The sequence below is a fragment of the Streptomyces nanhaiensis genome (genome assembly GCF_046614825.1).
Taxonomy (GTDB): Bacteria; Actinomycetota; Actinomycetes; order Streptomycetales; family Streptomycetaceae; genus Streptomyces; species Streptomyces radiopugnans.
Window position 1 is genome coordinate 23,085 of record NZ_JBKJFM010000027.1, and the last position, 25,313, is coordinate 48,397.

Consider the following 25,313-nt stretch of genomic DNA (forward strand, 5'->3'; position numbering starts at 1 on the left):
ATCGGGCCCGGGGACCAGGCCGGACCTAGGTACATGGGCTGAACGATCCGCAGGTCAGGGCCGGAATTTGCGTTCGGTACGGTTGTGGTCCGGGCAGGAGCGCTCCCACGCAGCGCACCCGCGCGCCCACACTCGGTTGTGACATGAGTCACACACGGGGGCAATTGTTGACCCTGTGTACCGGCTGGACAGCTCGCTGTGATTCAGTGGCCTGAAGACAGGAGAAAGTCCAAAACCGGATCATCTGGAGTCACTCACTCGAGTCTCAGGGGGAGGGCGGATGGAAGCCGAGTCGGAGCCGTACGTGCGCCTCGCCACCCTGCGCAGGCTCCACCAGTCCATGGCGGACCTCAACACCGCGCGCAGCCTGGCGGACACCCTGCAGACCGTCGCCGACGGCATAGTGAACGGCCTCGACTTCGAGCTGGCCGCGGTCAACCTCGTCAAGCCCGACGGGGACCTCGTGGTGGCGGCCGTCGCAGGCAGTGAGGGCGCCGAGGCGATGATGGCGGGCCGTACGGGCTCGCGGGCGGCCTGGGAGCGGCGGCTGGCGCTGGGGGAGCGCTGGGGCGAGCTGCGCTTCATCCCGTACAGCGAGGCGTGGGTCCTGACGGACGACGACGTGCCGCAGTGGCACACCGCCGGGCCGGCGCCGCGGTACCCCGACGAGTGGCACCCGATGGACCTCCTGATGGCGCCGATGCACTCCTCCGACGGGGAGCTCCTCGGCGTCATCTCCGTCGACAAGCCGCGCAACGGGCGGCGCCCGGGCGCATGGGGGCGCGAAGCGCTGCAGATGTACGCCTTCCAGGCGGGGATTGCGATCAGCAACGCCCGGCTGCGCGCAAACATGCAGCGCGCGCTGGTCCGCCTGGAGCGCGAGCAGCAGGCGCTGCGGGCGAGCGAGGAGAGCTTCCGGCAGGCGTTCGAGTACGCGCCCAGCGGCATGGCGATCACCGAGCTGGGCGGCGACCAGCACGGACGGCTGGTGCGCACCAACGACGCGCTGTGCCGGCTGCTGGGCCGGCCCGCGGCGGCGCTGCGGCGCTACAGCTTCTCCGACCTCGTCCACCCCGAGGACCTGACCACCCTGCTGCGCACCTCCGCCGAGGGCGGCCGGGCCGAGCTGCGGCTGGCGCGGCGCGACGGCTCCTATCTGTGGGTCTCCCTGCGCAACTCGGTGGTGGCCGACGCCACCGACGGCCCGCGCTTCCTGCTCACCCACGTCGAGGACATCGAGGAGCGCAAGCGCCACGAGCTCCAGCTCGCCCACCGAGCCAGCCACGACTCGCTCACCGGCCTGCCCAACAGCGCCGAGCTGCGGGCCCGGCTCAGCGCCCGGCTGTGCGACAAGCCCGCTCCGGTGCCCGACGCCGCGCAGATGGGTCCGGGCGGCGCCGGCGGAGCCTTCGACGGCGGTTTCGGACCCGGCGGTTTCGGACCCGACGGCCTCGGTGGCGGTCTCGTTGGCGGTCCCGGTGCTGGGTTCGGCGGCGGTCCCGGCGGTGGGCTCGGTCTCGACGGCTTCGGCCCGGACGGCTACCGGGACTGCTTCGGGGGGGCCTTCCCGGAGCCGGCCGGCGGCTACGACCACCACGTCCACACCGTCCCGCCCGTGAGCGACGACCCCTCGGAGAAGGGGCTGGCGGTCCTCTTCTGCGACCTCGACGGCTTCAAGTCGATCAACGACCGCTTCGGCCACCACTGCGGCGACGCCGTGCTGATCGAGGTGGCGAGGCGCCTTTCGAGTGGTGTTCGCGACAACGACACCGTCGCCCGGCTGGGTGGTGACGAATTCGTCGTCCTGGCGGACGGACTGTGCCGCGGCGACGCCGCTGACCTGGCCGTACGGCTGCGCAACGCCATCATTCCGCCCATCCGCGTGGAAGGGCGCGCGGTACGGGTGGGAGCGAGCTTCGGCATCAGCTGGGCGGGGTGCGGCATGTCCGCCGAGGAGGTCCTGCACTCCGCCGACCAGCGGATGTACGTCGAGAAGCGGTCGCGGTCCAAGGCGCACCGCAGGGCCGGATGAGGTCCGGCCCGGCCCGGCGCCGGAGGCAGGGCCGGGCGGGGGTGCGAGAGGTCACAGGCACCGCGTTCTTTAACCCGAAAGAGGTAGGCTGCGCCGGGCAGGCACCCGTCATGGAGGAGCGCACGGAATGACCGCCGGTAACAACGGCTCGGGCACGCCGGAGAACGACGACCCGTTCGCCTACCTCTACCGCTCCGAGGGCGGTACGGGCGGCGACGGGGGCGCCGCGGCGTCGCAGCCGGGAGTGCCTCGCACCTCGTACAACCAGGTCCGCGCCGTGGGCGAGCGCCGCTACGGCGGGCAGCAGGGCCAGCAGCAGGCGCCGCCGCGCCAGCACCAGCAGCAGGCGCACCAGTCCAGCGCGCACTACGCGGCTCCCGAGACCGTGCCCGGCGGCCGTGCCGCCGCGCGGCGCGAGGCCGCCGCGGCGGGTCCGGCCGGCCGGGGGCGCGGCCGCAACCACAACGGTCTGCTGGTCGGCGCGCTGGCGGTCGTCGCCGCGGTGGTCCTCGGTGTGGGCGCCGCGATCTTCTTCAGCGACGGCGACGACGCGAACGCGGACCAGACCGGCGGTGTCCAGGCCGCCACGGCCGGAGCCGGCGACGGTGGCGGGGACGACGGGGACGGCCAGGACAAGAGCTCCGACAAGAACAAGAACAAGGAGAAGGAGCCGGGCGCCCTCCCCTCGGAGGACGCGGCCAGCCTCCAGCTCGGTGGCGGAGCGACCACGGACAAGGCCGTCCAGGGGGCCCAGTCCAGGAGCGGCGCGTACGTCACCGGCCTCGACAGGCCCGGCTCCTCGGCGACCTGGACCTTCGATGTCCCCGAGGACGGCAAGTACACGCTGTTCGTCGGTTACGGAGTGCCGGGCAAGGACGCGGACTCCACGCTCGCCGTCAACGGCACGCCCCACAAGGGCGGGCTGAACATGAAGAACTTCGCGAATGCGGGCGAGGGCGACTGGGAGAAGGGGTGGACGCGCACCTTCGCCTGGGTCGAACTGAACAAGGGCTCCAACACCGTCAGCATCTCCTGCGAGGAGGGCAACCAGTGCGGGTTCGTCCTCGACCGGGTCTGGCTCAAGGAAGGCCACGTCCGCGGCTGACGCCGCCGCGGCGGACCGTGTGACAGGGGCCGGCGGCGCGGCGCGGGCGCGTCAGCCGCCGACCACCTTCAGGAAGGCCGCCACCGTCTGAGCCATCGCCTCCCGCGCCGGGAGCAGGTACCTGCGCGGATCGACGGTCCGCGCGTCCTGCGCGAGGTAGGCGCGGACGGCCCCGGTGAAGGCGGTGTTCAGCGCCGTCCCCACGTTGATCTTCGTCATTCCCGCCGCGACCGCCCGCCGCAGCTCCCCGTCCGGCACCCCGGAGGAGCCGTGCAGCACCAGCGGCACGGGCACGGCCTCGCGCAGCTCTCCGATCAGGGCGTGGTCGAGGACGGCGGTGCGCTCGGTCATGGCGTGGGAACTGCCGACCGCGACGGCCAGGGCGTCCACCCCGGTGGCGGCCACGTACGCCGCGGCCTCGGCGGGATCGGTCCGCACGCCGGGGGCGTGCGCGTCGAGCGTTCCGCGCGCCTCCCCAGACTCCCCGTCCCCCGGCTCCCCGTCGCCGGGCTTGCCGCCGATCCGGCCCAGCTCGGCCTCCACCCACATCCCGTGCGCACGGCCGAAGCGCACGGCCTCCGCCGTGGCCGCCACATTGCGGTCGTAGGGCAGCTTCGAGGCGTCGAACATCACCGAGCCGAACCCGGCCTCCGGCGCGGCGCGCAGCAGCCCGGGGCTCTCCACGTGGTCCAGGTGCAGCGCCAGCGACGCGCCGGAGGCCCGCGCCACGGCCGCCGCCGCGGCGGCGACGGGGGCGAGCCGGCCGCCGTGGAAGCGCACGGCGTTCTCGGAGATCTGGAGGATGGCGGGCACGCCGGCGGCCTCCGCGCCGGCGGCGATCGCCTCGGCGTGCTCCAGGGTGATGACGTTGAACGCGGCGACGCCGCGGCCGGACGCGCGCGCCTCCGCCACGAGTTCCCCGCTGCCGACCAGTGGCATGCCCGCCCTCCTCCGTACCCGTCTGCCGTACCTGTCTCCCGCGCCCGTCTTCTCCGCCCGCCGCCGCCCCGCCGCCGTTCCGCGGTCTCCCGCCGCCTTCCCGTGATCCCCGGCGCCGCCCGCGGGCCACCGGACGGACCGTCAGACGGCCGCCATCTGCCGGTCGATCCGCACCCCGGGCAGCAGCTCCTCGTACAGCATCCGGTCGAACTCGCCCGCCGCCTCGGCCCGTACGGTCGCCGCCGACAGGGCGGCGGCGCGGGCCAGCCGGTCCGGCCAGGGCAGGCCCTCCACGAGCCCGGACAGCAGGGCGGCCACCACCGAGTCCCCCGCCCCCGTCGGGTTGCCCGCCAGCCGCCGGGGCGGCTCGACGCGCCAGACGCCCTCCGGGGTGAGGGCCAGCAGGCCGTCCTCGCCCAGCGATGCGACCACCGAGTGCGCCCCGCGCCGCCGCGTCAGCCGCGCGGCCCGCAGCGGCTCGGTGGTGCCCGTTATCCCGGCCAGCTCACGGGAGTTGGGCTTGACGACGTCCGGCCGGGCGGCCAGCCCGCGCAGCAGCGGCTCCCCTTCGGTGTCCAGCAGCACGGGCACGCCCGCGGTGCGCGCGGCGCGCACCAGCACCCCGTACGCCCCCACGGGCACCCCGGGCGGCAGGCTGCCGCACAGGGCCACGGCGGTGGCGTCGTGCAGCAGCCCGCCGTAGACGTCCAGGAAGCGCTCCCACTCGGCGGGGGCTATCTGCGGGCCGGGCTCGTTGAGCACGGTGGCGTCGCCGGACGCCTCGTCCACGACCGTGACGGTGCGGCGGGTGTCCCCGCCGACGGCGACGAACGCGTCCCCGACCGGGCCCTCCTCCGTCACCTCCGACAGCAGCGCCCGCAGCCGGTCGCCGTTCGGGCCGCCGGTGAAGCCGGTCACCAGCGTCTCGTGGCCCAGCGCGCCCAGGACCCTCGCCACGTTCAGGCCCTTGCCGCCCGGACGCTCGGCGACATCCCGGACCCGGTGGGAGGCGCGGGGTTCCAGGCGGGGGACGCGGTAGGTGATGTCCAAAGCCGCGTTGAGCGTGACGGTCAGGATCATCCGGTACTCCGCCTCCCACCGGCGAGTGTGAACGTTCGGCCTACCCACGGCGGCGCGGGGCGGCCGACCGTGCGAGTGATCATGCCAAAGCGGAGGCGGTCGGCCCAGAGGGCGGAGACGCCCGCCTCCGCTCGATGTGGGAACGAGACCGGAACGCAATCAGCCCGTCGCGCCGCCGCGTACAACCCCGGCGGCCCCGGCGGTGTCCGGGAGGGGCGGGGGCACCAGCCACTCGCCCCGGCGCATGACGCCCGCGACCCGGTAGCCGTCGTCCAGCACCACCAGATCGGCGTCCTTGCCGGGCTCGATCGACCCCACCCGGTCGGCGACCCCCAGCAGCCGCGCCGGGTTGAGCGCCAGGGCCCGCACCGCGTCCTCGATCCGCAGGCCGTCCACCGTCACCGCGCGCCGCAGCGCCTCGTCCAGGGTGAGCGTGGACCCCGCGATCGAGCCGCCCTCCACCAGCCGGGCGACGCCGTCGGTGACGCGCACCTTCAGCGGGCCGAGCGGGTAGAGGCCGTCGCCCATCCCGGCCGCGCCCATGGCGTCGGTGACGAGGGCGACCCGGCCGGCGCCGGCGCGTGCGAAGGCCAGCTCCAGGACGGCCGGGTGCAGGTGGACGCCGTCGTTGATCAGCTCGACGGTGACCCGCTCGTCCTCCAGCAGCGCCGCCACCGGGCCGGGGGCGCGGTGCAGCAGGGCGGGCATCGCGTTGAACAGGTGCGTGGCGACCGTCGCGCCCGCCCCGATGGCCTCCAGCACGGCCTCGTACGAGGCGTCGGTGTGGCCGACGGCGGCGATCACCCCGCTGTCGGCCAGCAGCCGCACCGACTCCAGACCGCCGGGCAGCTCCGGCGCGAGCGTCACCATCCGCGCCGCGCCGCGCGCCGCCTTCACCAGTGCGCGCACATCGGCCGGGTCGGGATCGCGCAGCAGGCCGGGATCATGGGCGCCGCAGCGGTTGCGGGCGATGAAGGGCCCCTCGAAGTGGATGCCCGCCAGGTCGCCCTGCTCCACCAGCTCCGACAGTACGGCCGCCTGCCGTGCGAGTTCGTCCAGAGCGCCGGTGACGGTGGAGGCGACCATCGTCGTGGTGCCGTGGGCGCGGTGGGTGGCGATCGCCCGCAGCGCCTCCTCGGCCGAACCGGCGGAGAAGGACGCCCCACCGCCGCCGTGGACGTGCATGTCGACGAAGCCGGGCACCACCCAGTGGCCGGCCAGGTCGAGCGTGCCCGCCTCCCCGGGGACGTCGGCGGCGATGCGCGAGCCCTCCACCGTCACCCTGCCGTCCTCGGCCACGCCGCCCGGCAGCACCACCCGGGCGCCCGTCAGCACGGTGCGCCGCGCTCCGCCCGGCCGCGTCCTCGCAGGCCGGGCGCTCACCACCGGTGCTTCCGCCGTCCGCGCCCCCGTCGTCTGCGCCGTCTTCGGACCGGTCATAGGCTCGCAACCTCCGCGGAGAGTAGGTCCCAGGCGAGGAGCCCCGCGCCCAGGCACCCGGCGGCGTCCCCCAGGGCCGCCGGAACGATCGTGGGGACGTGCTGGAAGGTGACCTTGGCGCGTACGGCCTCGCGCAGCGGCGCGAGAAGCGTCTCGCCCGCCTCCGCCAGCCCGCCGCCGACGATCAGCACCCGCGGATCCAGCAGGGTGATCGCGGTGACCAGGCCCTCGGCGAGGGCGTCGACCGCGTCGTGCCAGACGGCCGCGGCCCGCGGGTCGCCGGCCTCCACCGCCCGGGCGGCGCCGGCCGCCGTCGCCTCCGGATCACCGCACGCCCCGGCCCAGGCCCGGCCCACGGCGGCGGCGGAGGCGAACAGCTCCAGGCAGCCGCGCCGCCCGCAGCCGCACTCGGGCCCGCCGGGCCGTACGGTGATGTGGCCGATCTCGCCCGCGCCGCCGTGCGCTCCCGGCTCCACCCGGCCGTCGATCCCGACGGCCCCCGCGATGCCGGTGCCCAGCGCCGTGAACAGGAAGCGGTCCACGCCCGCCCCCGCCCCGATCCGCCCCTCGGCCAGTCCGCCGGTGCGCACGTCGTGCCCGAGGGCGACGGGCACCCCGCCCAGCCGCTCGGCCAGCAGATCGCGCAGGGGGACGTCCCGCCAGCCGAGGTTGGCGGAGTAGACGGCCGTCCCCGTCGCGCCGTCGACGATCCCGGGCACGGCGACCCCCGCGGCCACCGGCTCGGCGCCGTACCGCGCGACCCCGGCCTCCCGCAGCTCGGCGGCGAAGGAGAGCACGTTCTCCACCACGGCGGCCGGCCCGTCCTCCCGCCCGGTGGGCCGCCGCGCCTGGTGCAGCAGCGTGCGGCCGGCCCCGACGAGGGCGGCCTTCAGCCCGGTGCCGCCCACGTCGAGGGCGACGACATACGCGGTTTCGTCATGCCGAGGAGTCACGGGGACAGTCTCACCTGTCACCCGCGAAAGGTCTAGTCCACTCCTCGGTCTGTGCCGTGCCCGCCGGGCCGGGCCCGGAGCAGGCCCGCCGGGCCGGGCACTGCTCGGCAAGCCACAGCTTTGAGAAGACACTCCCCGGGCGCTCTCCCAGCTGGACGCTGCCGGACGGCGGTCTGTGGGCCACCGCCACCTGTCCGGCTCCGTTCGCGGGCGAGACCGCTCTCTTCGCCGTCGAGCCCCTGGGCAGGAAACGGGAGAAGCCGACGCGGGAGAAGCCGACGCGGAAGGAGCAGGCGTACGAGCGGGCGGCACTGAAGGCCTTCGCCGAGGCCTCGGCCGAACACCACGGCTGCTCCGCACCGCGGCTCCACTGACCGCCCGGAAGTCCCGATCCGAACGCTTCGTTCCTATCGGAAAAGCGGTTATTTGCCGCCGTCCGGGCCGAAGTTGGCGGCCACTATGCTCCGGTGCGAAACCCATTGTGATCACATGGATCCGGTCCGCGCCCCCGCACGCGCACGGGGAACGGCGCGGCGGGCGGGGCGCGGACTCCGGCAGCGGACGACGACGAGGGAGCGGGGAAGCACGTGTCCATTGAGGACCAGCGGCCCACGAGTACACGGCTGAACGAACTGGCACATCCGGGAGGAGGGGGCGGCCAGGGGCCCGGCGGCGACCTGGCGCACTCGGAGGCGCAGAAGAAGAAGGCCGCCGGCTACATCGAGCAGCACCTGGGCCCGGACACCAGGAAGGCGAGCATTCTCGCCGAGGACGAGAGCGAGGCTGCTGCGGGCGGCTCGAACGCCACCGTCTGCACCACCGGGAAGCTGAACGGCTGGGAGGTGGCCAAGGGGCTGTCCCACCGGCTGAACAAGTGGAAGCGGAACTCCAGACGGCTCCAGGGCCGCCTGGACGCCGAGCTCACCGGACTCCGGCAGACCAACACTCTCTTCGGCAACAACGAAGCCGGCACCAAGGCGTCCTTCGACGGCATCCCCCCTCTCCACCGCAGCGCTCTGAGCGACTACGCGCCCGGCGCCGGCACCTCTCCGAACCCGGGCTCGGGCCGCCCGGCGGCGAAGAGCCCGATAGCGGACTTCTGAGAGCAAGAGGGCAAGAGGGGGAAGCGACATGGCAGTCGACTACGAGACGATCATCAGCACAGGCCTGTCGAGCCTCTCCCGGGCGGCGACCGCCTGGGAGGACATGGGCAAGCGCTTCGGAAACCTGCACGACGACTACCGCGACCACGTCAAGGCCGCGGTCGAGGCCGACGGCTGGCGCGGCGAGTCGGCCACGACGTTCAAGAGCCAGGCACAGGTCACGCTGGAGGAGTACGCGGGCGCACGCGACGAGGCCAAGGCCGTCGGCGCGCTGCTCAAGGAGGCGTACGGAACACTCAACTCCCGGCGCGACAAGGTCATCGAAGCGCGCGACCAGGCCGTCGAGGCGGGCATGACCGTCAACCCGTACTCCGGCCGCTGTACCGCGGACCTCGCCAGGATGGACGAGGACAAGGCGGAGGTCTACCGCAGAAACCAGCTCGCCCGCCAGGAGCTGGAGGAATCCTGGACGAAGAAGATCGCCGACGCGGTCAAGGACGTCCAGGACGCCGACGAGAACTTCCGCATGGCGCTCATGTCGGACCCGTCCGACGGCGACAAGGGCCTGCTGGACGGCTTCAACGGGGCGCTCAAGAGTGATGCGGGCGAGGCCAACGCCGCACGCGCCGAGGAGTTGTACGACAAGATCAGGCGGGGCGAGAAGCTCTCCGGTGCCGAGCGCGAAGAACTGGACCTCCTGATGCGGGAGAACAAGTCCGACCAGGAGTTCAGCCGCACCCTCATCACCTCCCTGGGCGGTCCCGACGGCGTCATCCGGACGCACAACGAGCTGACCGACCGCGCGTACTTCGAGGAGACCGGCCGGAAGAAGCACTACCTGAACATGGACCGGCACCTGGCCGACGTCATCGCCACCGCCACCAGGGTCGAGGGCAAGGGCAGGGAGAGGGAAGAGGACCAGAGGTTCTACGACAAGTGGATGAAGGACCTCAGGGAAGCCGGCCTCAAGGAGTACGACGCCGAGATCGTCGACCAGGTCGGCAGTGACCAGAGGATGCGGGGCTACCAGTCGATCGTCACCCTGATGCAGAACGGCAGCGGCTACAGCGAGCAGTTCCTGCACGACATCGCCGACGACGTCCGCGCCGCCGAGGATCCGAAGCAGGGCGGCGACCCCGACATCTGGGATCTCGACCGGGGGTTCGCAGGGACGAAGGGCGAGGACGGCACCTTCGCACGGGACAGGGACAGTTGGTTCGCCAACGATCCCTACGACGGTGTCCTCGGCATCATGAGCAAGACCCCCGACGTTGCCACCGCCTACTTCGACCCTGACACCGCCGCCGGAAAGGACCGTCTGGAATACCTCCAGAAGGAACGCGACTGGGATCTGGTCAACACCTCCGAGTACCGCAAGGTCGAGGTGTCCGGCCCGGACAAGGCCGACGCCGACAGCCACGTCGGCTTCGGCGCGGCCCTGGAGGCCGCCATGACCGGCCAGGTCCCCGGTGAGGGACCCAAGGACCCTGCGGCAGGTACTGCCGGAGCGCAGACCGATGAGGAAAAGGAAAAGACCGAACGCGACCTCAGGAAGCGAATCCGGGTTTTCGAGGAGGTGGTGGATTCATACGCCAAAATATCTGCAGTGGACAAGTCGGCGATCCCGGAAAACATTCGCCATAACATGGCGAATGCCGTCGCCTGCTACCCGAACGATGTCCACGACATCATTGGGAAGGATGGGTACTTCTCGGGAGGGCTGTCCACGGAACCGAACGGCGTTGGTGTCGATCGGGCAGCCATGCTGCAGTTCATCCGTGGAGTTTCCGAGGACGGCGGGGCCTACCGGACAATTCACGACTCACAGATGCAGATTGTCGCAAACGAAATCCACGGTCTTGGGAGAGAGGATTTCGAGAAAGGCTCCCCCAAGGCGCAGGGCGTGGCTCAGGTGAGCGGGCAGACCATGGGAGCGTTGGACCACATACGTGCTGACGTGCTCGGATCTCATCGGGATGATGCTATCTCCCAGAATAACTGGAGCAAAGTTTACGCATATCACACGATAGGTGCCCCGGTTACCGCCATACCAGTTTTCGGCGACACCCTTCAGCGTCTCGTCGACATCGGAACCGGTCACGTGGCGGAGGATCTCAACAACGAGATCAGCGACAAAACTACAGAGGACCTGATTAAGCATTATTCGACAAAGGGCTACCCCCGGCTGGAGGAAATGATGGTGGAGCGAGCGGTGCAGACCGGTATACCCAGGAGTGAGTTGGGGCCCGCCGACTCGGCCTTTCAGCGCGTGATCACGGCGGATGCCAGGCAGGAGTACAGCGCGGCCATTCACGATGCTCAGGGATCCACTGGGACAGGCTCATGACCCGGAGGCGCGGGACGTCCGGCGGGCCAGCTCTGGTCGCTCTCGGCGCGGTTGTCCTACTTGTGATCGCGGTTGTCGGCTCATGGCTCTGGTTGCGGGATGTGAGCGGAGAGGAGCGGAGTACTTTCTGCTGGAGTCTTGTGCCTGGAGGCAAGCCGGAGGAGGGCGGATCGACGACCGAGTGCGGAGACGCATTGGAGAGCGCCATGACCGGTCGGCCGCCCGGCGCCCCCGCACCGGAGGGGGACCCCGAACACGGTGGCGAGCGGGTCCGGGTTCTCCAGGAGACCGTGGGAGGTTATGCCGACCATACGATGCCGTCCGAGATCCGCCGGAACATGGCGAACGCCCTCACCCACTACGCAGCGGACGTTCACGGAATTCTCGCCGGGCGGAAGGACGAGACCGATGTCGGTGTGGGCAGGAGAGACCTGATTCTCTTTCTCCGCGAGGTGTTCGGCGACGAGAATTCCTTCCACGCCGTCTACGAGGGGCAGGCCACCCGGATCGACGAGAAGCTGCGGGAACTCGACCGTGATGACTTCACGCGTTTCCCCCGTGGTGCGACGGACCGGGCGGCGGGGACGGTGATGGACAGTGCGGCCGTGCTGGGGACGCTGACGCAGATCCGAATGGTGATCCTGTCCGGCCCCGAAGGCGAGGACGACGCGGTTGCCACCAAGGCGCGGATCGACCTCTACACCGGGTACGGCAGGCCGCGGCTCGAGCGGATGGTGCAGGACCGCGCCTTGGAAGCCGGTGTGCCGGGCGAGGAGATCGCCGAGACCGGGAGCCGTGCTTCTCTTCTCCTCAACGAGGTCGGACAGTCGTATACGGTCGCGGCCAAGACGACGGAGGGCGTACTTCTTCGATAGGTCGTGTGCCGGGCGCCGCCCCGCCCCGCCCCGCCCCGCCCGCCCGCCCGGCCGGGCGGGGCGGGCGGGGCGGGCGGGGCGGGTCAGTCGCGGATGATGTTCCCGAACTCGTCCATCACCGGGTGGAGCCGCATCGGCGGCTCCGGGTCCCAGTCCGAGGGGCGGGACGTCTCCGGCCCGTCGGGGCCGACGCGGATCAGCCGCTCGACGCGGACGATCCGGAAGCAACGGCCGCGCACCCGCAGCTCGTTGCCGCGCGGGGTGCTGGTCACGTACTCGTCGGCCGCCCGCGCGTCCTCCTCGGCCTCGTCCGGGGGGACGTCGTGGAGCATGGGCCGGATCTCCTTCAGGTGGTTCACCATCGACCGCCGGGCGTCGTGCGGGGTGGGCAGGGAGACGCAGACCGGCTCCCAGGAGTCCTCCTTCTCCTCGGCGAAGGCGAAGGCGGCGGGCAGGAGCACCACGCCGGGGTGGGTCTGGAGGGCGCGCAGGGAGTCCGCCCGAACCTCCTCCGGGTAGCGCACGGCCCGGTAGGCCAGTGACAGCAGCTCGACCCGCTGGATGCCCGTCATGAGGCCGACGGCGGCGGAGTGGTCGATGACGAAGCCCTTCGTGCGCGAGACCGACCGGTCGCCCAGGCCCCACGAGAGCGGCCCGGGGGGCTCGGGATCGGTGGGGCGGGGCGGCTCCAGCCCGCCGGGGCCGATACGGGCGAACTCGTCGCCGCGCACGACGCGGTAGCGGGTGTCGCCCACCGAGACCTCGTCCACCGGCTCGTTCTCCAGCCGGGTGACGGCGGCCAGCAGCCGGCGGCGCAGCGCCCGGTCCTCGGTGTCGTCCCGGGCCGTGAACCACAGGTACGAGTTGAGGCCGTCCCGGGCGTGCTGCGGGAAGCCGCTGTCCATGTCGCTCAGCAGCCGCCAGCGGGTCCCGTCCTCGGGCCGCTGCTCGGCGAAGCCGAAGACGGGCCCCCGGACCACGACGTGCGGGTAGCGCACGGACGCCTCGGCGGTGTCCTGCTCGGTGACCCGGGGGACGGGGTCGTCCTGTGCCTGTACGCGGATGGTCAGGTGGTCGGGTGAATTCTCACGGTGTTCCTCCATGTACCCAATGTGTTCGCGGCGCCCCGCCGCGTCAGCCGGTTCCGGGGGTTTCCGCACGTACAGTTCCCGGTTGTACGAGGGCTGTACGGGTTGTGCGGGTTGTACGGGCCGTATGAGCGGTACGGCCCGGCGCGGGGGCGCCGGCGGGCGCGTCAGCCCAGGACCACGCTGCGCGTGAGGTTGCGCGGCCGGTCCGGGTCCGCGCCGGAGGCCTCCGCCAGGGCGACCGCCAGGCGCTGGGCCCGGATCAGGTCGGCCATCGGGTCCAGCGCCCGCTCGCCCGTCCCCGGGCAGTCCGAGTCCGCGAGCAGCGCCCCGCCCGCCCGCGCGATGTCGCCGGACAGCCCCTCCGGCAGGGAGCCCAGCAGCCAGACGGCACGGCCCGGGCGTGCGATCGCGATGGGGCCGTGGCGGTACTCCATCGCCGGGTACGCCTCCGTCCACGCGCCCACCGCCTCGCGCATCTTCAGCGCCGCCTCCAGCGCCAGGCCGTACGTCCAGCCGCGCCCCAGGAACGTCCACTGCTCGGCGTCCAGCGCGGCCGGGGGCAGCGGCTGTACGACGGCCAGCTCCGCGTCGACCGCCGCCTGCTCCACCGGCTTCACCCCGGACGGCAGCGGGCCGTGCCGCTCCAGGCCCGCGCGCAGCAGGGCCAGCGCCGTCGTGGCGAAGCGGGTCTGGACGACCGACTCCTCGTCGGCCCAGTCCAGGACGGCGGTGTGGTCGGCGGCCTGTGTCACGGGTGTGGCGGGGTCGGCGGTCAGGGCGGTGGTCGGCACGCCGCCCCGCAGGTCGGTCAGGAGGCCGAGCACCTCGGAGGTGGTGCCGGAGCGGGTGATCGCCACCACGCGGTCGTACGCGCGCCCGGCCGGGAACTCCGAGGCCGCGAAGGCGTCCGTCTCGCCCTGCCCGGCGGCCTCGCGCAGCGCCGCGTAGGACTGGGCCATGAACCACGAGGTGCCGCAGCCGGTCACCGCCACCCGCTCGCCCGGGCGCGGCAGCGCCCCGGCCGACCCGGACTCCACCGCCTTCGCCGCCCGCCGCCAGCAGCCGGGCTGGGTGGCGATCTCGGCGGCGGTGCGGGACTGCTCTGCGGCGGACATGCGGGGGCTCCTCGCGACGGGGGCGTGTGCGTGTGCGTGGGTGCGGGCGGGGGCGTGGCGCGGTCGGCGGTGGAATCCGGTGGGCGGGTACACGCACGTGGATAGCAGCCCCGACCTGGGAGAGTGAAGCACCGTTGTCGAAGCGATACGCGATGGGGCGCGGGCCGTCCGGCCGCCGGGATGCGGTGTCCGAGCGCGGCAGTAGGTTGGAGGCGTGAGCACCGGCAGCGAGCAGCCGAGCGGCGGCAACGGCACCGGCGGCCTGTCCGAGGAGGACGAGGCCGTGCTCGCCGTCGAGCGCCGCGGCTGGCCGAACCCCGGCGCCAAGGAGCGTGCGATACGCGAGCGCCTGGGCATGTCCCCCACGCGCTACTACCAGGTGCTCAACGCCCTGCTCGACGACCCGCGCGCCCTGGCCCGCGATCCGGTCACGGTCAACCGGCTCCGCCGCCGGCGCGACGAGCGGCGCGGGCTGCGGTAGGAGCGCGGCCCGCGGCGGCGGTACGGCCCGTGGCGGGTGGTGCGGTCCGTGACGGGTGATACGGCCCGTGGCGGGCCGTCGCCGGGAGCGGTGAGGAGACGGCCGGTGGGTATGGTCCCAGGCATGGGCAGCCACTCCTCACACACCTTCCCGGAGCAACTCCCCGTACCGACCACCCCCGCCGGACGCGACGGGCTGGCCGCGCTGCTGGCCGACCCCGGGCGGGCCGTGGTCGCCCTCGACTTCGACGGGACGATCGCCCCGATCGTCCCCGACCCCGACAGCGCCCGCGCCCACCCGGAGGCGGTGCCCGTCCTCGGCCGGCTGGCGCCGCTGCTGCGGGCCGTCGTCATCGTCACCGGGCGCCCGGCCGGGACGGCCGCGCGCTACGGCGGCTTCGCCGGGGCACCGGGCCTGCAGCGTCTGGTGGTGCTCGGCGCGTACGGCGCGGAGCGCTGGGACGCGGCCACGGACGAGACCCGCACCCCGCCGCCCCACCCCGGTGTGGAGGCCGTACGCGCCGAACTGCCCGGTCTGCTGGAGAAGGCCGGGGCGCCGCAGGGCGTCCGGACCGAGGACAAGGGCCGCGCGCTGGCCGTCCACACCCGCCGGGCCGCCGATCCGCAGGGCGCCTTCGAGCTGCTGCGCGAACCCCTGGCGGAGCTGGCCGGACGGCACGGGCTGGCCGTGGAGCCCGGCCGCCTGGTGCTGGAACTGCGGCCACCGGGCATGGACAAGGGCATGGCCCTGTCGGAGTTCCTCCGCGAGACGGGTGCCGCCTCGGTCCTCTACGGCGGCGACGACCTGGGCGACCTGGCCGCCTACGACGCGGTGGACCGGCTGCGCGGCGAGGGCGTGCCCGGGGTGCTGCTGTGCAGCGGCAGCGACGAGGTCACCGCACTGGCCGAACGGGCGGATCTGGTCGTGGACGGTCCCGCCGGGGTGGTGGGTCTGCTGGGCGCGCTGGCGGACGCGCTGGGGGCCTGACGGCCCGGTGGCCGGCGGCCGCCGCGCGGGATGCGGCGCGGGGTGGGTGCGGGCGCGGGCCCGCACCCACCCCACGCGTACGAGGGTCCGGCAGGCGGCCGGCGGTCAGTCGCGCAGCGCGTTCAGCTGGTCCAGGAACCACTTCGTGGGCGGCAGGGCCGTGGCCGCCGCGGCCAGGCGCTTGGTGCGCTCGGCGCGCTCGCCCGCGTCCATCGTCAGCGCGCGGTGCAGGGCGTCCGCCGTCGCGCCGATGTCGTAGGGGTTGACGGTGATGGCGTCCTCGGCCAGTTCGGCGAAGGCGCCCGCCTCGCGGGAGAGGACCAGCGCGCAGCCGCCGTCGGAGAGCACCGGGATCTCCTTGGCCACCAGGTTCATGCCGTCCCGGATCGGGTTGATCAGGGCGACGTCGGCCAGCCGGTAGGCCGCCAGGGAGCGCGCGAAGTCGTCCTTGAGGTGCAGCTCGACCGGCGTCCAGTCGCCCTCGCCGTACTCCGCGTTGATCCCGTCGGCGACACGGGCGACCTCGTCGGTGTACTCGCGGTAGACCGCCAGGTCCTGCCGGGAGGGGTAGGCGAAGGCGACGTGCACGACCCGGCCGCGCCACTCGGGGCGGTCCGCCAGCAGCCGCCGGTAGGCGAGCAGCCCGCGGACGATGTTCTTGGACAGCTCGGTGCGGTCCACGCGCACGATCGCCCTGCGCGGCTCGCCGTCGGGCCCGCGGCCGATCTGCTCGCGCAGCAGCGCGATGCGGTCCTCCACGTCCGGACGCCGGGAGCGTTCGCGCAGGAAGTCGGCGTCGGCGCCCAGCCCGTGGACGCCTATGCGCGTCCGGCGGCCCTCGTGGGTGACGATCATCTCGTCGCCGCCGTCGGCCACGGCGACCTCCGCGCCCAGCAGCTTCACGCAGCAGTCGGTGAAGGCGTTGGCCCAGCGCTGGGTGAGGAAGGCGGCCCGGTCGGCGCCCAGGATGCCGCGCAGCACCTCGGCGGCCACGCCGCCGTCGGGGTCGTCCGGCAGCATCCGGAAGTAGTCCGGCGGCGCCCAGGGGGTGTGCGAGAAGTGGCCGATGCGCAGGTCGGGCCGCCGCTCGCGCAGCATGGCCGGGACGAGGGTGAGGTGGTAGTCCTGCACGAGGACGGCCGCGCCCTCGGCGGCCTCCTGGGCCAGCGCGTCGGCGAACGCCGCGTTGTACGCCTCGTAGGAGCGCCACTGCCGTTCGAAGTCCGCGTCGAAGACGGGCTCCGTCGGGGTCTGGTAGAGCATGTGGTGGACGAACCACAGCACGGAGTTGGCGATGCCGTTGTAGGCGTCCGCGAAGACGTCGGGCGCGATGTCGAGCATCCGCACCTGCTGGCCGCCGGTGTCCGCCGGGTCCAGCTCGCCGCCGGTGCGGCGCACCGCCTCGCGGTCGCCCTCGCCCAGCGCCGCGCAGACCCACACCGCGTCGCCCTTGACGGCCGACAGGCCGGAGACCAGCCCGCCGCCGCCGCGTTTGACGGTCAGCTCGCCCCCCTCGCCGAGCGTGTGGGAGACGGGGCCGCGATTGGAGGCGACGAGTACCTGGTGCCGAGTGACCATGAGCGGAACCTAGCCGCTGTCCGTACCGCTCAAACGTACGGTTCTCGTCACACGGGGGGGCCGGACGGGCAGGGACGGGCCGGCCGGGGTGCGCGTGGGCGGTGCGGGCAGGGGTGGTCCGGCGAGAGGCGGGCAGGGGCGGCGGCGCACGCGGCGGAGCTCCCGCACCGGCCGGTGCGGGAGCGGTTGGAACGGCGCGCGCCGGGCCGGGTACGCACTTCACCGGCGCGCGCCGGGCCGGGGTTCCCCCTCTCAGGCCGCGGTGCGGCGGGCGGTGTACTCGGGAACGGTGCACATCGGCGGGCGCTCCTCGGTGTCCACCGGGTGGGTGTGCGGGACGAACCCGCCCCCGGGCACCCGCTCGAACTGCGTGAGCACCGGGCGTATCAGCGGGCCGCGCGCCTGCCGTACGTGGGCGGTGCGGTGTATCGCCGCGGCCATCCGCCCCAGCGCCAGCCCGTCCTGGTTGCGGTGCCTGCGCACGCCGACGTCGACCTGGGCGAGCGCGTCGAGCCCGACGGTGTGCAGCGCGTCCACCAGCAGGCCCAGCTCGACGCCGTAGCCGACGGGGAAGCTGAGCCGCTCCAGCAGGGAGCGGCGTGCCGCGTACTCGCCGCCCAGCGGCTGGACGAAGCCCGCGAGCTGCGGCCAGTACAGGTTGAGCAGGGGGCGGGCGACCAGCTCGGTGACCCGGCCGCCGCCGGCCGGGCTGTCGCCGATGGCTCGGTCGTACATCGCCTTGACCATCGCCAGGTCCGGGTCGGTCAGCAGCGGCCCGACGATGCCCGACACGAACGTGGTGTCGAAGTCCCGCAGGTCCGCGTCGACGAAGCAGACGATCTCGCCGCTGGTGGCCAGCAGCGACCGCCACAGCACCTCGCCCTTGCCCGGCACCGTGGGCAGCCGGGGCAGCACCTCGTCACGGTGCACCACCTTCGCGCCCGCGGCGGCCGCCACCTCGGAGGTGCGGTCGGTGGAGCCGGAGTCCACCACCACCAGTTCGTCGACCAGCGGTACCTCCTCGGTCATCAGCCCGCGGCGGATCGCGGCGACTATGTCGCCGACCGTCGCCTCCTCGTTCAGCGCCGGAAGCACCACGCTCACGCTGCCCGCCGGTCCGGCCGCCCGCTTGGCGGCCAGCAGCCGGGGCAGCGGGCGTTCGGCAGCGCTCCATGAGCGTCGCTCCAGCCAGTGGTCGACCTCATTCAGCACGTGTGCCTCCCTGTCCTCGGCGGTCTTCGGCGGTCTTCGGCGGTCCGGGCGCCCCCTGCGGCCCCAGGCATTCTGCGGGACCGGGATCGCCCGGGTGTTCCCGGTGTGTCTCCTGCTGTCGGTCTCCGCGCCGGTGCGGGGCGCCGGTCCGGGGTCCGTGCGCGGTGCCGGCCGCCGCGGCGGCCGACAGGTCGGCCGGAGTCCGTCGGTCGCGGTCGGACCGTGGTTGCCCGCCACCGGCCGTCCATGCCCGGTGGCGGGCATGTTTCCGGGGCATTCGCCGGGGCCTCGCGTTCCCGGGGCGGTCCGCGCCGCCCCGTGTGCCTCTCGTCTCGCGGTTCGGACGGCCGGACTTGTGGCCGAGGGCTTCGGTTACAGTCTTGGACGACACACGGGAGTTCCGCATCTCGGGGCCTCCGGCGTGCACAAACGCACCGGTCAGGCTGCTGGCCGGCGCCATAGAGCTCATCCAGAGGGGCAGAGGGAACGGCCCGTTGAAGCCCCGGCAACCCTCCCGCCGGCACTCGTTCACAACAGTCCGAGGCCACGGTGGGGAAGGTGCCAATTCCGGCCTGCGGCGAAAGGCGTCGCGGGGAAGATGAGGAGAAAGGGCCTCGCCGACCATGGCTGTGCAGACTGTTGCAACCCACACCGACCTTTCGCTCGGCCCCGCCGCGGCGCTCTCCTGCCGCGAATGCGGTGAGCGTTTCCCGCTCGGGCCGGTCTTCGCCTGCGAGGCGTGTTTCGGTCCCCTGGAGATCGCGTACGACCTGCCCGAGGGCGACCCGGAGGAGCTGCGGAAGCGGATCGAGGCCGGCCCGGACAGCATCTGGCGCTACGCCCCGCTGCTGCCGGTCCCGGCCGACGTGGCGGAGAAGCCCAATCTGAACCCGGGCTTCACCAGGCTGGTCAAGGCCGACAACCTCGCCCGCGAGCTGGGCGTCACCGGCGGCCTGTACGTCAAGGACGACTCCGGCAACCCCACGCACTCCTTCAAGGACCGGGTGGTGGCCATCGCCGTCGAGGCCGCCCGCGCCTTCGGCTTCACCACCCTGTCGTGCTCCTCCACCGGCAACCTCGCCGGCGCCGTCGGCGCCGCGGCGGCCCGCGCGGGCCTGCGCTCGTGCGTGTTCATCCCGCACGACCTGGAGCAGGGCAAGGTCGTCATGGCCGCGGTCTACGGCGGCGACCTGGTGGGCATCGAGGGCACCTACGACGATGTGAACCGCTTCTGCTCGGAGCTGATCGGGGACCCGATCGGCGAGGGCTGGGGCTTCGTCAACGTCAACCTCCGCCCGTACTACGCGGAGGGCTCCAAGACCCTGGCGTACGAGATCTGCGAGCAGCTCGGGTGGCGGCTGCCGGACCAGCTCGTCGTCCCGATCGCCTCCGGCTCCCAGCTCACCAAGATCGACAAGGGGCTGCGCGAGCTGATCGCCCTGGGGCTGGTCGAGGACAGGCCCTACAAGATCTTCGGCGCCCAGGCCGAGGGCTGCTCGCCGGTGGCGCGTGCCTTCAAGGACGGCCACGACGTGGTGCGGCCGGTGAAGCCGGACACCATCGCCAAGTCGCTGGCCATCGGCAACCCGGCCGACGGCCCGTACGTGCTGGACATCGCCCGCCGCACCGGCGGCGCGGTGGAGGACGTGAACGACGGGCAGATCGTCGACGCGATCAAGCTGCTGGCCCGGACCGAGGGCGTCTTCGCCGAGACCGCGGGCGGCGTGACCGTCGGCGTGACGAGGAAGCTGATCGAGGCCGGCGTGCTCGACCCGACCCTGACCACCGTCGTCCTCAACACCGGCGACGGCCTCAAGACCCTGGACGCGGTGGCCCCGACCACCGGACCGTCCGCGATCATCCGTCCCAACCTGGACTCCTTCCGAGAGGCTGGCCTGGCATGAGCGTCACCGTCCGAATCCCGACCATCCTGCGCACCTACACCGGCGGCCGGGCCGAGGTGCCCGCCGAGGGCGCCACGCTCGCCGAGGTCATCGCCGACCTGGAGAAGAACCACCAGGGCATCTCCGCCAGGGTGCTGGACGACTCGGGCAAGCTGCGCCGCTTCGTGAACGTCTACGTCGACGACGACGACGTCCGCTTCGCCGACGGCCTGCAGACGCCGACGCCGGACGGCTCGGGCGTCTCCATCATCCCGGCCGTCGCGGGCGGCTGCTGAGCCGGTCCGGCCAAGCCCGGCCAAGCCAGGCCAGGCCAGGCCGGGCCCGGCCTGAACTGCTGAGACGCCGGGAGCGGCCCACGGCTCCCGGCACCGAACGCGGGCGGCCCCGCCCCCCGGTCCGTACGTCTCCGTACGGCTCCGTACGAGGGGGAGCGGGGCCGCCCGCGCGTGTGCTCCCGGGAGGGAGCGCATACCGCCGACGGTGAACGGAATTGGTAATTCCGCCCCTCGGAGAGCGGTAGAGTGAGCGTGCCTCCCCCCGAATGCGCACTCGGCGCCCATGAGAACGCGACAACTTGCGCCTGGATTTACCGGGTGAATTGTCGTGTTGGTCTGCTATGCCCGGCCCAGGTTGCCCTACTTTCCCGCCGTTCATGTGCTTATCGGCAATCCGGCGTGACCGGAATTCTCGTCTGACAGACCTGTTGCGGAGGGCGTCTGCCCAGATACATTCAGCCGCGGTCGACGCGTTCCGGCGCACGCCTCCCCCTCTCGCCGGGGGGTGGCAACTGACCCGGGTCCGCGGAGCGCGGGCCCGCGCAAGGGCCGGCAATAGGGGAGTTAGGAATGGCTCAAGGCACCGTCAAGTGGTTCAACGCGGAGAAGGGATACGGCTTCATCGCGGTCGACGGTGGGGCGGACGTGTTCGTCCACTACAGCGCGATCCAGATGGACGGATACCGCACCCTTGAGGAAGGGCAGCGGGTCGAGTTCGAGATCTCGCAGGGCCAGAAGGGCCCGCAGGCGGACATGGTCCGCGTGACGGCCTGAAGCGCCGGACACACGCACCACGACGCACATCAGCAGTAGACGGCACAGGAGGGCCCGCGTCCCCGCAGGGGGGCGCGGGCCCTCCCGTCGTGCGCCCGCGCACCGGCGCGCGCCCGAGGCCCGCCCGCGCCCCCCGCGTCCGTCCCGTACCCGGGAGTACGGGCGCGCGGAACCCCTGACGCGCTTGCACTCGGAGGGGTCGAGTGCTAATCATTGGCGTTAGCACTCTGAAGGTGAGAGTGACAAAGCAAGGACCGGTTCGGTGAGGTCCGCAAGCCCGGTGGAGCAAGGAACCGCCGGGCCGGTGGGCCGTCCGTCGCGGGCGCCAGAGCGGTCCGGAGACATCCCAACCCGCCCCTGGCCTTCGGCATGGGGAACCCCAGGGAGGACCACTTCACATGGCCAAGATCATCGCGTTCGACGAGGAGGCGCGGCGCGGCCTCGAGCGCGGGATGAACCAGCTCGCCGACGCCGTCAAGGTCACGCTCGGCCCCAAGGGCCGCAACGTCGTCCTTGAGAAGAAGTGGGGCGCCCCCACGATCACCAACGATGGTGTCTCCATCGCCAAGGAGATCGAGCTCGAGGACCCGTACGAGAAGATCGGCGCCGAGCTGGTCAAGGAGGTCGCGAAGAAGACCGACGACGTCGCCGGTGACGGTACGACCACCGCGACCGTCCTGGCCCAGGCGCTGGTCCGCGAGGGTCTGCGCAACGTCGCCGCCGGCGCCAACCCGATGGCCCTCAAGCGCGGCATCGAGAAGGCCACCGAGGCCGTCTCCGCCGCCCTGCTGGAGCAGGCCAAGGAGGTGGAGACCAAGGAGCAGATCGCCTCGACCGCCTCCATCTCCGCCGCCGACACCCAGATCGGCGAGCTGATCGCCGAGGCCATGGACAAGGTCGGCAAGGAAGGCGTCATCACCGTCGAGGAGTCGCAGACCTTCGGTCTGGAGCTCGAGCTCACCGAGGGCATGCGCTTCGACAAGGGCTACATCTCCGCCTACTTCGCCACCGACATGGAGCGGATGGAGGCGGTCCTGGAGGACCCCTACATCCTGATCGCCAACTCCAAGATCAGCGCCGTCAAGGACCTGCTCCCGCTGCTGGAGAAGGTCATGCAGGCCGGCAAGCCGCTGCTGATCATCGCCGAGGACGTCGAGGGCGAGGCCCTGTCGACCCTGGTCGTCAACAAGATCCGCGGCACCTTCAAGTCCGTCGCCGTCAAGGCCCCGGGCTTCGGCGACCGCCGCAAGGCCATGCTCGGCGACATCGCCATCCTCACCGGCGGCCAGGTCATCTCCGAGGAGGTCGGCCTCAAGCTGGAGAACGCCGGTCTGGAGCTGCTGGGCCGCGCCCGCAAGGTCGTCATCACCAAGGACGAGACCACCATCGTCGACGGTGCCGGTGACAGCGAGCAGGTCAACGGCCGGGTGAACCAGATCCGCGCCGAGATCGAGAACTCCGACTCCGACTACGACCGCGAGAAGCTCCAGGAGCGTCTGGCGAAGCTGGCCGGCGGCGTGGCCGTCATCAAGGCCGGCGCCGCCACCGAGGTGGAGCTGAAGGAGCGCAAGCACCGCATCGAGGACGCGGTGCGCAACGCCAAGGCGGCCGTCGAGGAGGGCATCGTCGCCGGCGGTGGCGTGGCCCTGCTGCAGGCCTCCGCGGTCTTCGAGAAGCTGGAGCTCGACGGCGACGAGGCCACCGGCGCCGCCGCGGTCAAGGCCGCTCTGGAGGCCCCGCTGAAGCAGATCGCGGTCAACGCCGGCCTCGAGGGCGGCGTCATCGTGGAGAAGGTGCGCAACCTGACCCCGGGCCACGGTCTGAACGCCGCGACCGGTGAGTACGTGGACATGATCGCCGAGGGCATCATCGACCCGGCCAAGGTCACCCGCTCCGCGCTGCAGAACGCCGCCTCCATCGCGGCGCTCTTCCTCACCACCGAGGCCGTCATCGCCGACAAGCCGGAGAAGGCCGCGGCCGGCGCCGACGCCGCCGCCGCCGGCATGGGCGGTGGCATGGACTTCTGATCCGCCCGGCGGATCGGCGGTTCCCACCGGGCGCGCACCGCGCGCACGGTGACGAGGGCGGCACCCCGAGGGGTGCCGCCCTCTCACTATGTCCAGGATGTGAGATTTGGCACCGTGTCGCGGCCTGACCGGCAGGCGGCGCACCGGATAGCCTCCCGGGGGCCGCGTACGGGCGATCCCCTCCCGCGGTGCTTCCACTCTGTTTCCAGAGCCGAAACCACCCCACACGACTCCTGGACGGCAACGACGCGATGAGCACGCTCGAAACCGTGATCGTCGAGATCAACGATCACTTCTGGACCTATCTGCTGATCCCCCTGGTGGCTGTGGCGGGTCTGTACTTCACCATCCGCTCCCGGGCCCTGCAGATCCGGCTCCTGCCGGAGATCCTCAGAACGGTCGGGGAGCAGCCCCGCGCCGGGGCCGACGGCAGGAAGCCGGTCTCCCCGTTCGGGGCCTTCACCATCTCCGCCGCCGCCCGGATCGGCACCGGCAACATCGCCGGCGTCGCGGCGGCCATCACCGTGGGAGGGCCCGGCGCGGTCTTCTGGATGTGGGTGATGGCGCTGGTCGGCGGCGCCTCCGCGTTCGTGGAGTCCACCCTCGCCCAGCTCTACAAGGTGCGCGACCGCGGCAGGGGCGGCGAGGGCGCCTACAGAGGCGGTCCCGCGTACTACATGCAGCGCGGCCTGGGCAGGCGCTGGCTCGGCGTGCTGTTCGCCGTGATCATCACCCTGACCTTCGGGCTCGTGTTCACGGCCGTGCAGTCCAACACGATCGCCTCGGTCACCGCCGGATCGCTGGGCACGGGCGGTGACGGCGGCTCCGACTGGGTCGCCCCGGCCGTCGGCGCCGCCCTCGCCGTGCTGCTCGGCCTGGCCGTCTTCGGCGGAGTGCGCAGGATCGCCTCGGTCACCAAGGTGCTCGTCCCCGTGATGGCCGTGGTGTACCTGCTGGTGGGACTGGCCGTCGTGGTGCTCAACGTCTCCGAGGTGCCGCGCGTCCTCGCCGACATCGTCGGCGGCGCCTTCGGGCTGCGCGAGGTCGCCGGAGGCGGCATCGGCGCGGCGATCCAGCAGGGCGTGCGCCGCGGCATGTTCTCCAACGAGGCCGGTCTGGGCTCCGCCCCGAACGCCGCCGCCGCGGCCGAGACCTCCCACCCGGTCAAGCAGGGCCTGGTGCAGACCCTGGGCGTCTTCTTCGACACCCTGGTGGTCTGCACGATGACCGCCTTCGTCATCCTCTCCGCCAACCCGGAGCTCTCCGGGCGCCAGGGCGCCGACCTCACGCAGTCCGCGCTGCAGGAGACCCTGGGCGGCTGGGCCGGCCATCTGCTGACGCTGGTGGTCTTCCTGCTCGCCTTCAGCTCGATGATCGGCAACTACTACTACGGCGAGTCCAACATCGAGTTCATCACCCGCCGCCGCTCGGTCATGCTCGGCTACCGGGGGCTCGTCCTGGCCGCCGCCTTCCTGGGCGCGCTGGGCTCGCTGAGCGTGGTGTGGAGCCTCGCCGACGTCACCATGGGCGCCATGGCCCTGGTCAACCTGCTGGCGATCCTGCCGCTGTCGGTGATCGCCTTCCGGCTGATGGAGGACTACCTCGCCCAGCGCCGCGCGGGTCTGGACCCCGTCTTCACCCGCGACCGCCTGCCCGACCTGACCGGGGTGGAGTGCTGGGACCCGGCGCCCGCCGCGCGCGGCGCGGAGAGCGAGCCCGTGCGGGCGGGGGCGCGGAACGGCTGAGCCGGCCCGCCGTCCGGCGCGGGCGTACGGCGGGACACGCGTACGCCCGCGCCGCCGGCCCCCGGCGCGCACCGCCCCCTTCGGTGCGCGCCGGGGGCCTTTGCGTGCCCGTGCGTGCGTGCGCACGTGCGCGTCCCGCCGTGCGGACGCGGAAGGGCGTGCCGGACGGCGTGCCGGGCGCGTCCGGGCCCCGGCCCTCCGGCGCGGCGCCCTCCGGCCTCCGGCGGGGTGGGGCACGCCGGGCCGGTGC

General features: G+C 72.7%; 21 protein-coding genes and 1 riboswitch. Of the genes, 13 read left to right on the forward strand and 8 right to left on the reverse strand.

Annotated features, from left to right (window positions below):
- Window positions 1-280: 280 nt before the first annotated feature.
- Together cdgB and ACLIYP_RS09625 are read left to right on the forward strand one after the other, a co-directional pair.
- Entirely contained in the window at window positions 281-2,032 is a 1,752-nt protein-coding gene (gene cdgB / locus ACLIYP_RS09620) for a diguanylate cyclase CdgB (RefSeq protein ID WP_412712715.1), read from the forward strand.
- 127 nt (window positions 2,033-2,159) lie between these two features.
- Window positions 2,160-3,137, forward strand: coding sequence for a carbohydrate-binding protein (locus ACLIYP_RS09625; RefSeq protein ID WP_412712716.1), 978 nt, complete (start codon window positions 2,160-2,162; stop codon window positions 3,135-3,137).
- Window positions 3,138-3,188: 51 nt separating this feature from the next.
- Here the strand turns inward: ACLIYP_RS09625 and ACLIYP_RS09630 are convergent, their stop codons facing one another.
- The 4 genes from ACLIYP_RS09630 to ACLIYP_RS09645 all read right to left on the reverse strand — a co-directional run bounded on the left by ACLIYP_RS09630 (window position 3,189) and on the right by ACLIYP_RS09645 (window position 7,549).
- Window positions 3,189-4,076, reverse strand: coding sequence for a class II fructose-bisphosphate aldolase (locus tag ACLIYP_RS09630; protein ID WP_412712717.1), 888 nt, complete (start codon window positions 4,074-4,076; stop codon window positions 3,189-3,191).
- Window positions 4,077-4,217: 141 nt separating this feature from the next.
- Window positions 4,218-5,156, reverse strand: coding sequence for a 1-phosphofructokinase family hexose kinase (locus tag ACLIYP_RS09635; protein WP_412712718.1), 939 nt, complete (start codon window positions 5,154-5,156; stop codon window positions 4,218-4,220).
- Between the two features lie 159 nt (window positions 5,157-5,315).
- On the reverse strand, window positions 5,316-6,596 hold the full coding sequence (gene nagA / locus ACLIYP_RS09640; protein ID WP_412712719.1) for an N-acetylglucosamine-6-phosphate deacetylase: 1,281 nt from the start codon (window positions 6,594-6,596) through the stop codon (window positions 5,316-5,318).
- The gene (locus ACLIYP_RS09645) at window positions 6,593-7,549 is read right to left on the reverse strand and encodes an ROK family protein (RefSeq protein WP_412712720.1); all 957 of its coding nucleotides are present in this window, start codon (window positions 7,547-7,549) and stop codon (window positions 6,593-6,595) included. The genes nagA and ACLIYP_RS09645 overlap by 4 nt, the downstream gene beginning before the upstream one ends.
- A gap of 56 nt (window positions 7,550-7,605) precedes the next feature.
- Here ACLIYP_RS09645 and ACLIYP_RS09650 point away from each other — a divergent pair, with 56 nt between their 5' ends.
- The 4 genes from ACLIYP_RS09650 (at window position 7,606) to ACLIYP_RS09665 (ending at window position 11,874) form a co-directional block, all read left to right on the forward strand.
- The gene (locus tag ACLIYP_RS09650; RefSeq protein ID WP_412712721.1) at window positions 7,606-7,923 is read left to right on the forward strand and encodes a hypothetical protein; all 318 of its coding nucleotides are present in this window, start codon (window positions 7,606-7,608) and stop codon (window positions 7,921-7,923) included.
- 213 nt (window positions 7,924-8,136) lie between these two features.
- Window positions 8,137-8,652, forward strand: a complete 516-nt coding sequence (locus tag ACLIYP_RS09655; protein ID WP_412712722.1) for a hypothetical protein — start codon at window positions 8,137-8,139, stop codon at window positions 8,650-8,652.
- A 28-nt stretch (window positions 8,653-8,680) separates the two neighbouring features.
- Complete coding sequence (locus ACLIYP_RS09660; RefSeq protein ID WP_412712723.1) at window positions 8,681-10,999, forward strand: coiled-coil domain-containing protein; 2,319 nt, start codon at window positions 8,681-8,683, stop codon at window positions 10,997-10,999.
- A gap of 290 nt (window positions 11,000-11,289) precedes the next feature.
- On the forward strand, window positions 11,290-11,874 hold the full coding sequence (locus ACLIYP_RS09665; RefSeq protein WP_412712724.1) for a hypothetical protein: 585 nt from the start codon (window positions 11,290-11,292) through the stop codon (window positions 11,872-11,874).
- Window positions 11,875-11,957: 83 nt separating this feature from the next.
- Here ACLIYP_RS09665 and ACLIYP_RS09670 read toward each other — a convergent pair whose 3' ends face one another.
- The gene (locus ACLIYP_RS09670; RefSeq protein ID WP_412712725.1) at window positions 11,958-12,977 is read right to left on the reverse strand and encodes a DUF5954 family protein; all 1,020 of its coding nucleotides are present in this window, start codon (window positions 12,975-12,977) and stop codon (window positions 11,958-11,960) included.
- Between the two features lie 152 nt (window positions 12,978-13,129).
- On the reverse strand, window positions 13,130-14,080 hold the full coding sequence (locus ACLIYP_RS09675) for an SIS domain-containing protein (RefSeq protein WP_412712726.1): 951 nt from the start codon (window positions 14,078-14,080) through the stop codon (window positions 13,130-13,132).
- Window positions 14,081-14,294: 214 nt separating this feature from the next.
- On the opposite strand from ACLIYP_RS09675, the gene ACLIYP_RS09680 reads away from it, so the two are divergent.
- Both ACLIYP_RS09680 and otsB read left to right on the forward strand, forming a co-directional pair.
- Window positions 14,295-14,561: a DUF3263 domain-containing protein gene (locus ACLIYP_RS09680; protein WP_093658895.1), complete on the forward strand. Its 267-nt coding sequence runs from the start codon at window positions 14,295-14,297 to the stop codon at window positions 14,559-14,561.
- Window positions 14,562-14,684: 123 nt separating this feature from the next.
- Window positions 14,685-15,548, forward strand: a complete 864-nt coding sequence (gene otsB / locus ACLIYP_RS09685) for a trehalose-phosphatase (RefSeq protein WP_412712727.1) — start codon at window positions 14,685-14,687, stop codon at window positions 15,546-15,548.
- A 105-nt stretch (window positions 15,549-15,653) separates the two neighbouring features.
- Here the strand turns inward: otsB and ACLIYP_RS09690 are convergent, their stop codons facing one another.
- On the reverse strand, window positions 15,654-17,126 hold the full coding sequence (locus ACLIYP_RS09690; protein ID WP_412712728.1) for an alpha,alpha-trehalose-phosphate synthase (UDP-forming): 1,473 nt from the start codon (window positions 17,124-17,126) through the stop codon (window positions 15,654-15,656).
- A 252-nt stretch (window positions 17,127-17,378) separates the two neighbouring features.
- The gene (locus ACLIYP_RS09695; RefSeq protein ID WP_412696202.1) at window positions 17,379-18,338 is read right to left on the reverse strand and encodes a glucosyl-3-phosphoglycerate synthase; all 960 of its coding nucleotides are present in this window, start codon (window positions 18,336-18,338) and stop codon (window positions 17,379-17,381) included.
- A 462-nt stretch (window positions 18,339-18,800) separates the two neighbouring features.
- Window positions 18,801-18,943, forward strand: a riboswitch (SAM riboswitch).
- Between the two features lie 18 nt (window positions 18,944-18,961).
- Here ACLIYP_RS09695 and thrC point away from each other — a divergent pair.
- From thrC to ACLIYP_RS09720, 5 genes are all read left to right on the forward strand, one after another.
- Window positions 18,962-20,242, forward strand: coding sequence for a threonine synthase (gene thrC / locus ACLIYP_RS09700; RefSeq protein ID WP_412712729.1), 1,281 nt, complete (start codon window positions 18,962-18,964; stop codon window positions 20,240-20,242).
- Window positions 20,239-20,517: a MoaD/ThiS family protein gene (locus ACLIYP_RS09705; protein ID WP_093658905.1), complete on the forward strand. Its 279-nt coding sequence runs from the start codon at window positions 20,239-20,241 to the stop codon at window positions 20,515-20,517. The genes thrC and ACLIYP_RS09705 overlap by 4 nt, the downstream gene beginning before the upstream one ends.
- A gap of 570 nt (window positions 20,518-21,087) precedes the next feature.
- Window positions 21,088-21,291 carry a cold-shock protein gene (locus ACLIYP_RS09710; RefSeq protein WP_004986573.1) on the forward strand — a complete coding sequence of 68 codons (204 nt, stop codon included), beginning with the start codon at window positions 21,088-21,090 and terminating at the stop codon, window positions 21,289-21,291.
- Window positions 21,292-21,689: 398 nt separating this feature from the next.
- A complete protein-coding gene (groL, locus tag ACLIYP_RS09715) occupies window positions 21,690-23,318 on the forward strand; it encodes a chaperonin GroEL (protein WP_093658907.1) in 1,629 nt (542 codons plus the stop codon).
- Between the two features lie 251 nt (window positions 23,319-23,569).
- Window positions 23,570-25,063 (forward strand): alanine/glycine:cation symporter family protein, encoded by a 1,494-nt coding sequence (locus ACLIYP_RS09720; RefSeq protein ID WP_412712730.1) that lies wholly within the window; start codon window positions 23,570-23,572, stop codon window positions 25,061-25,063.
- The last annotated feature ends 250 nt before the right edge of the window (window positions 25,064-25,313 follow it).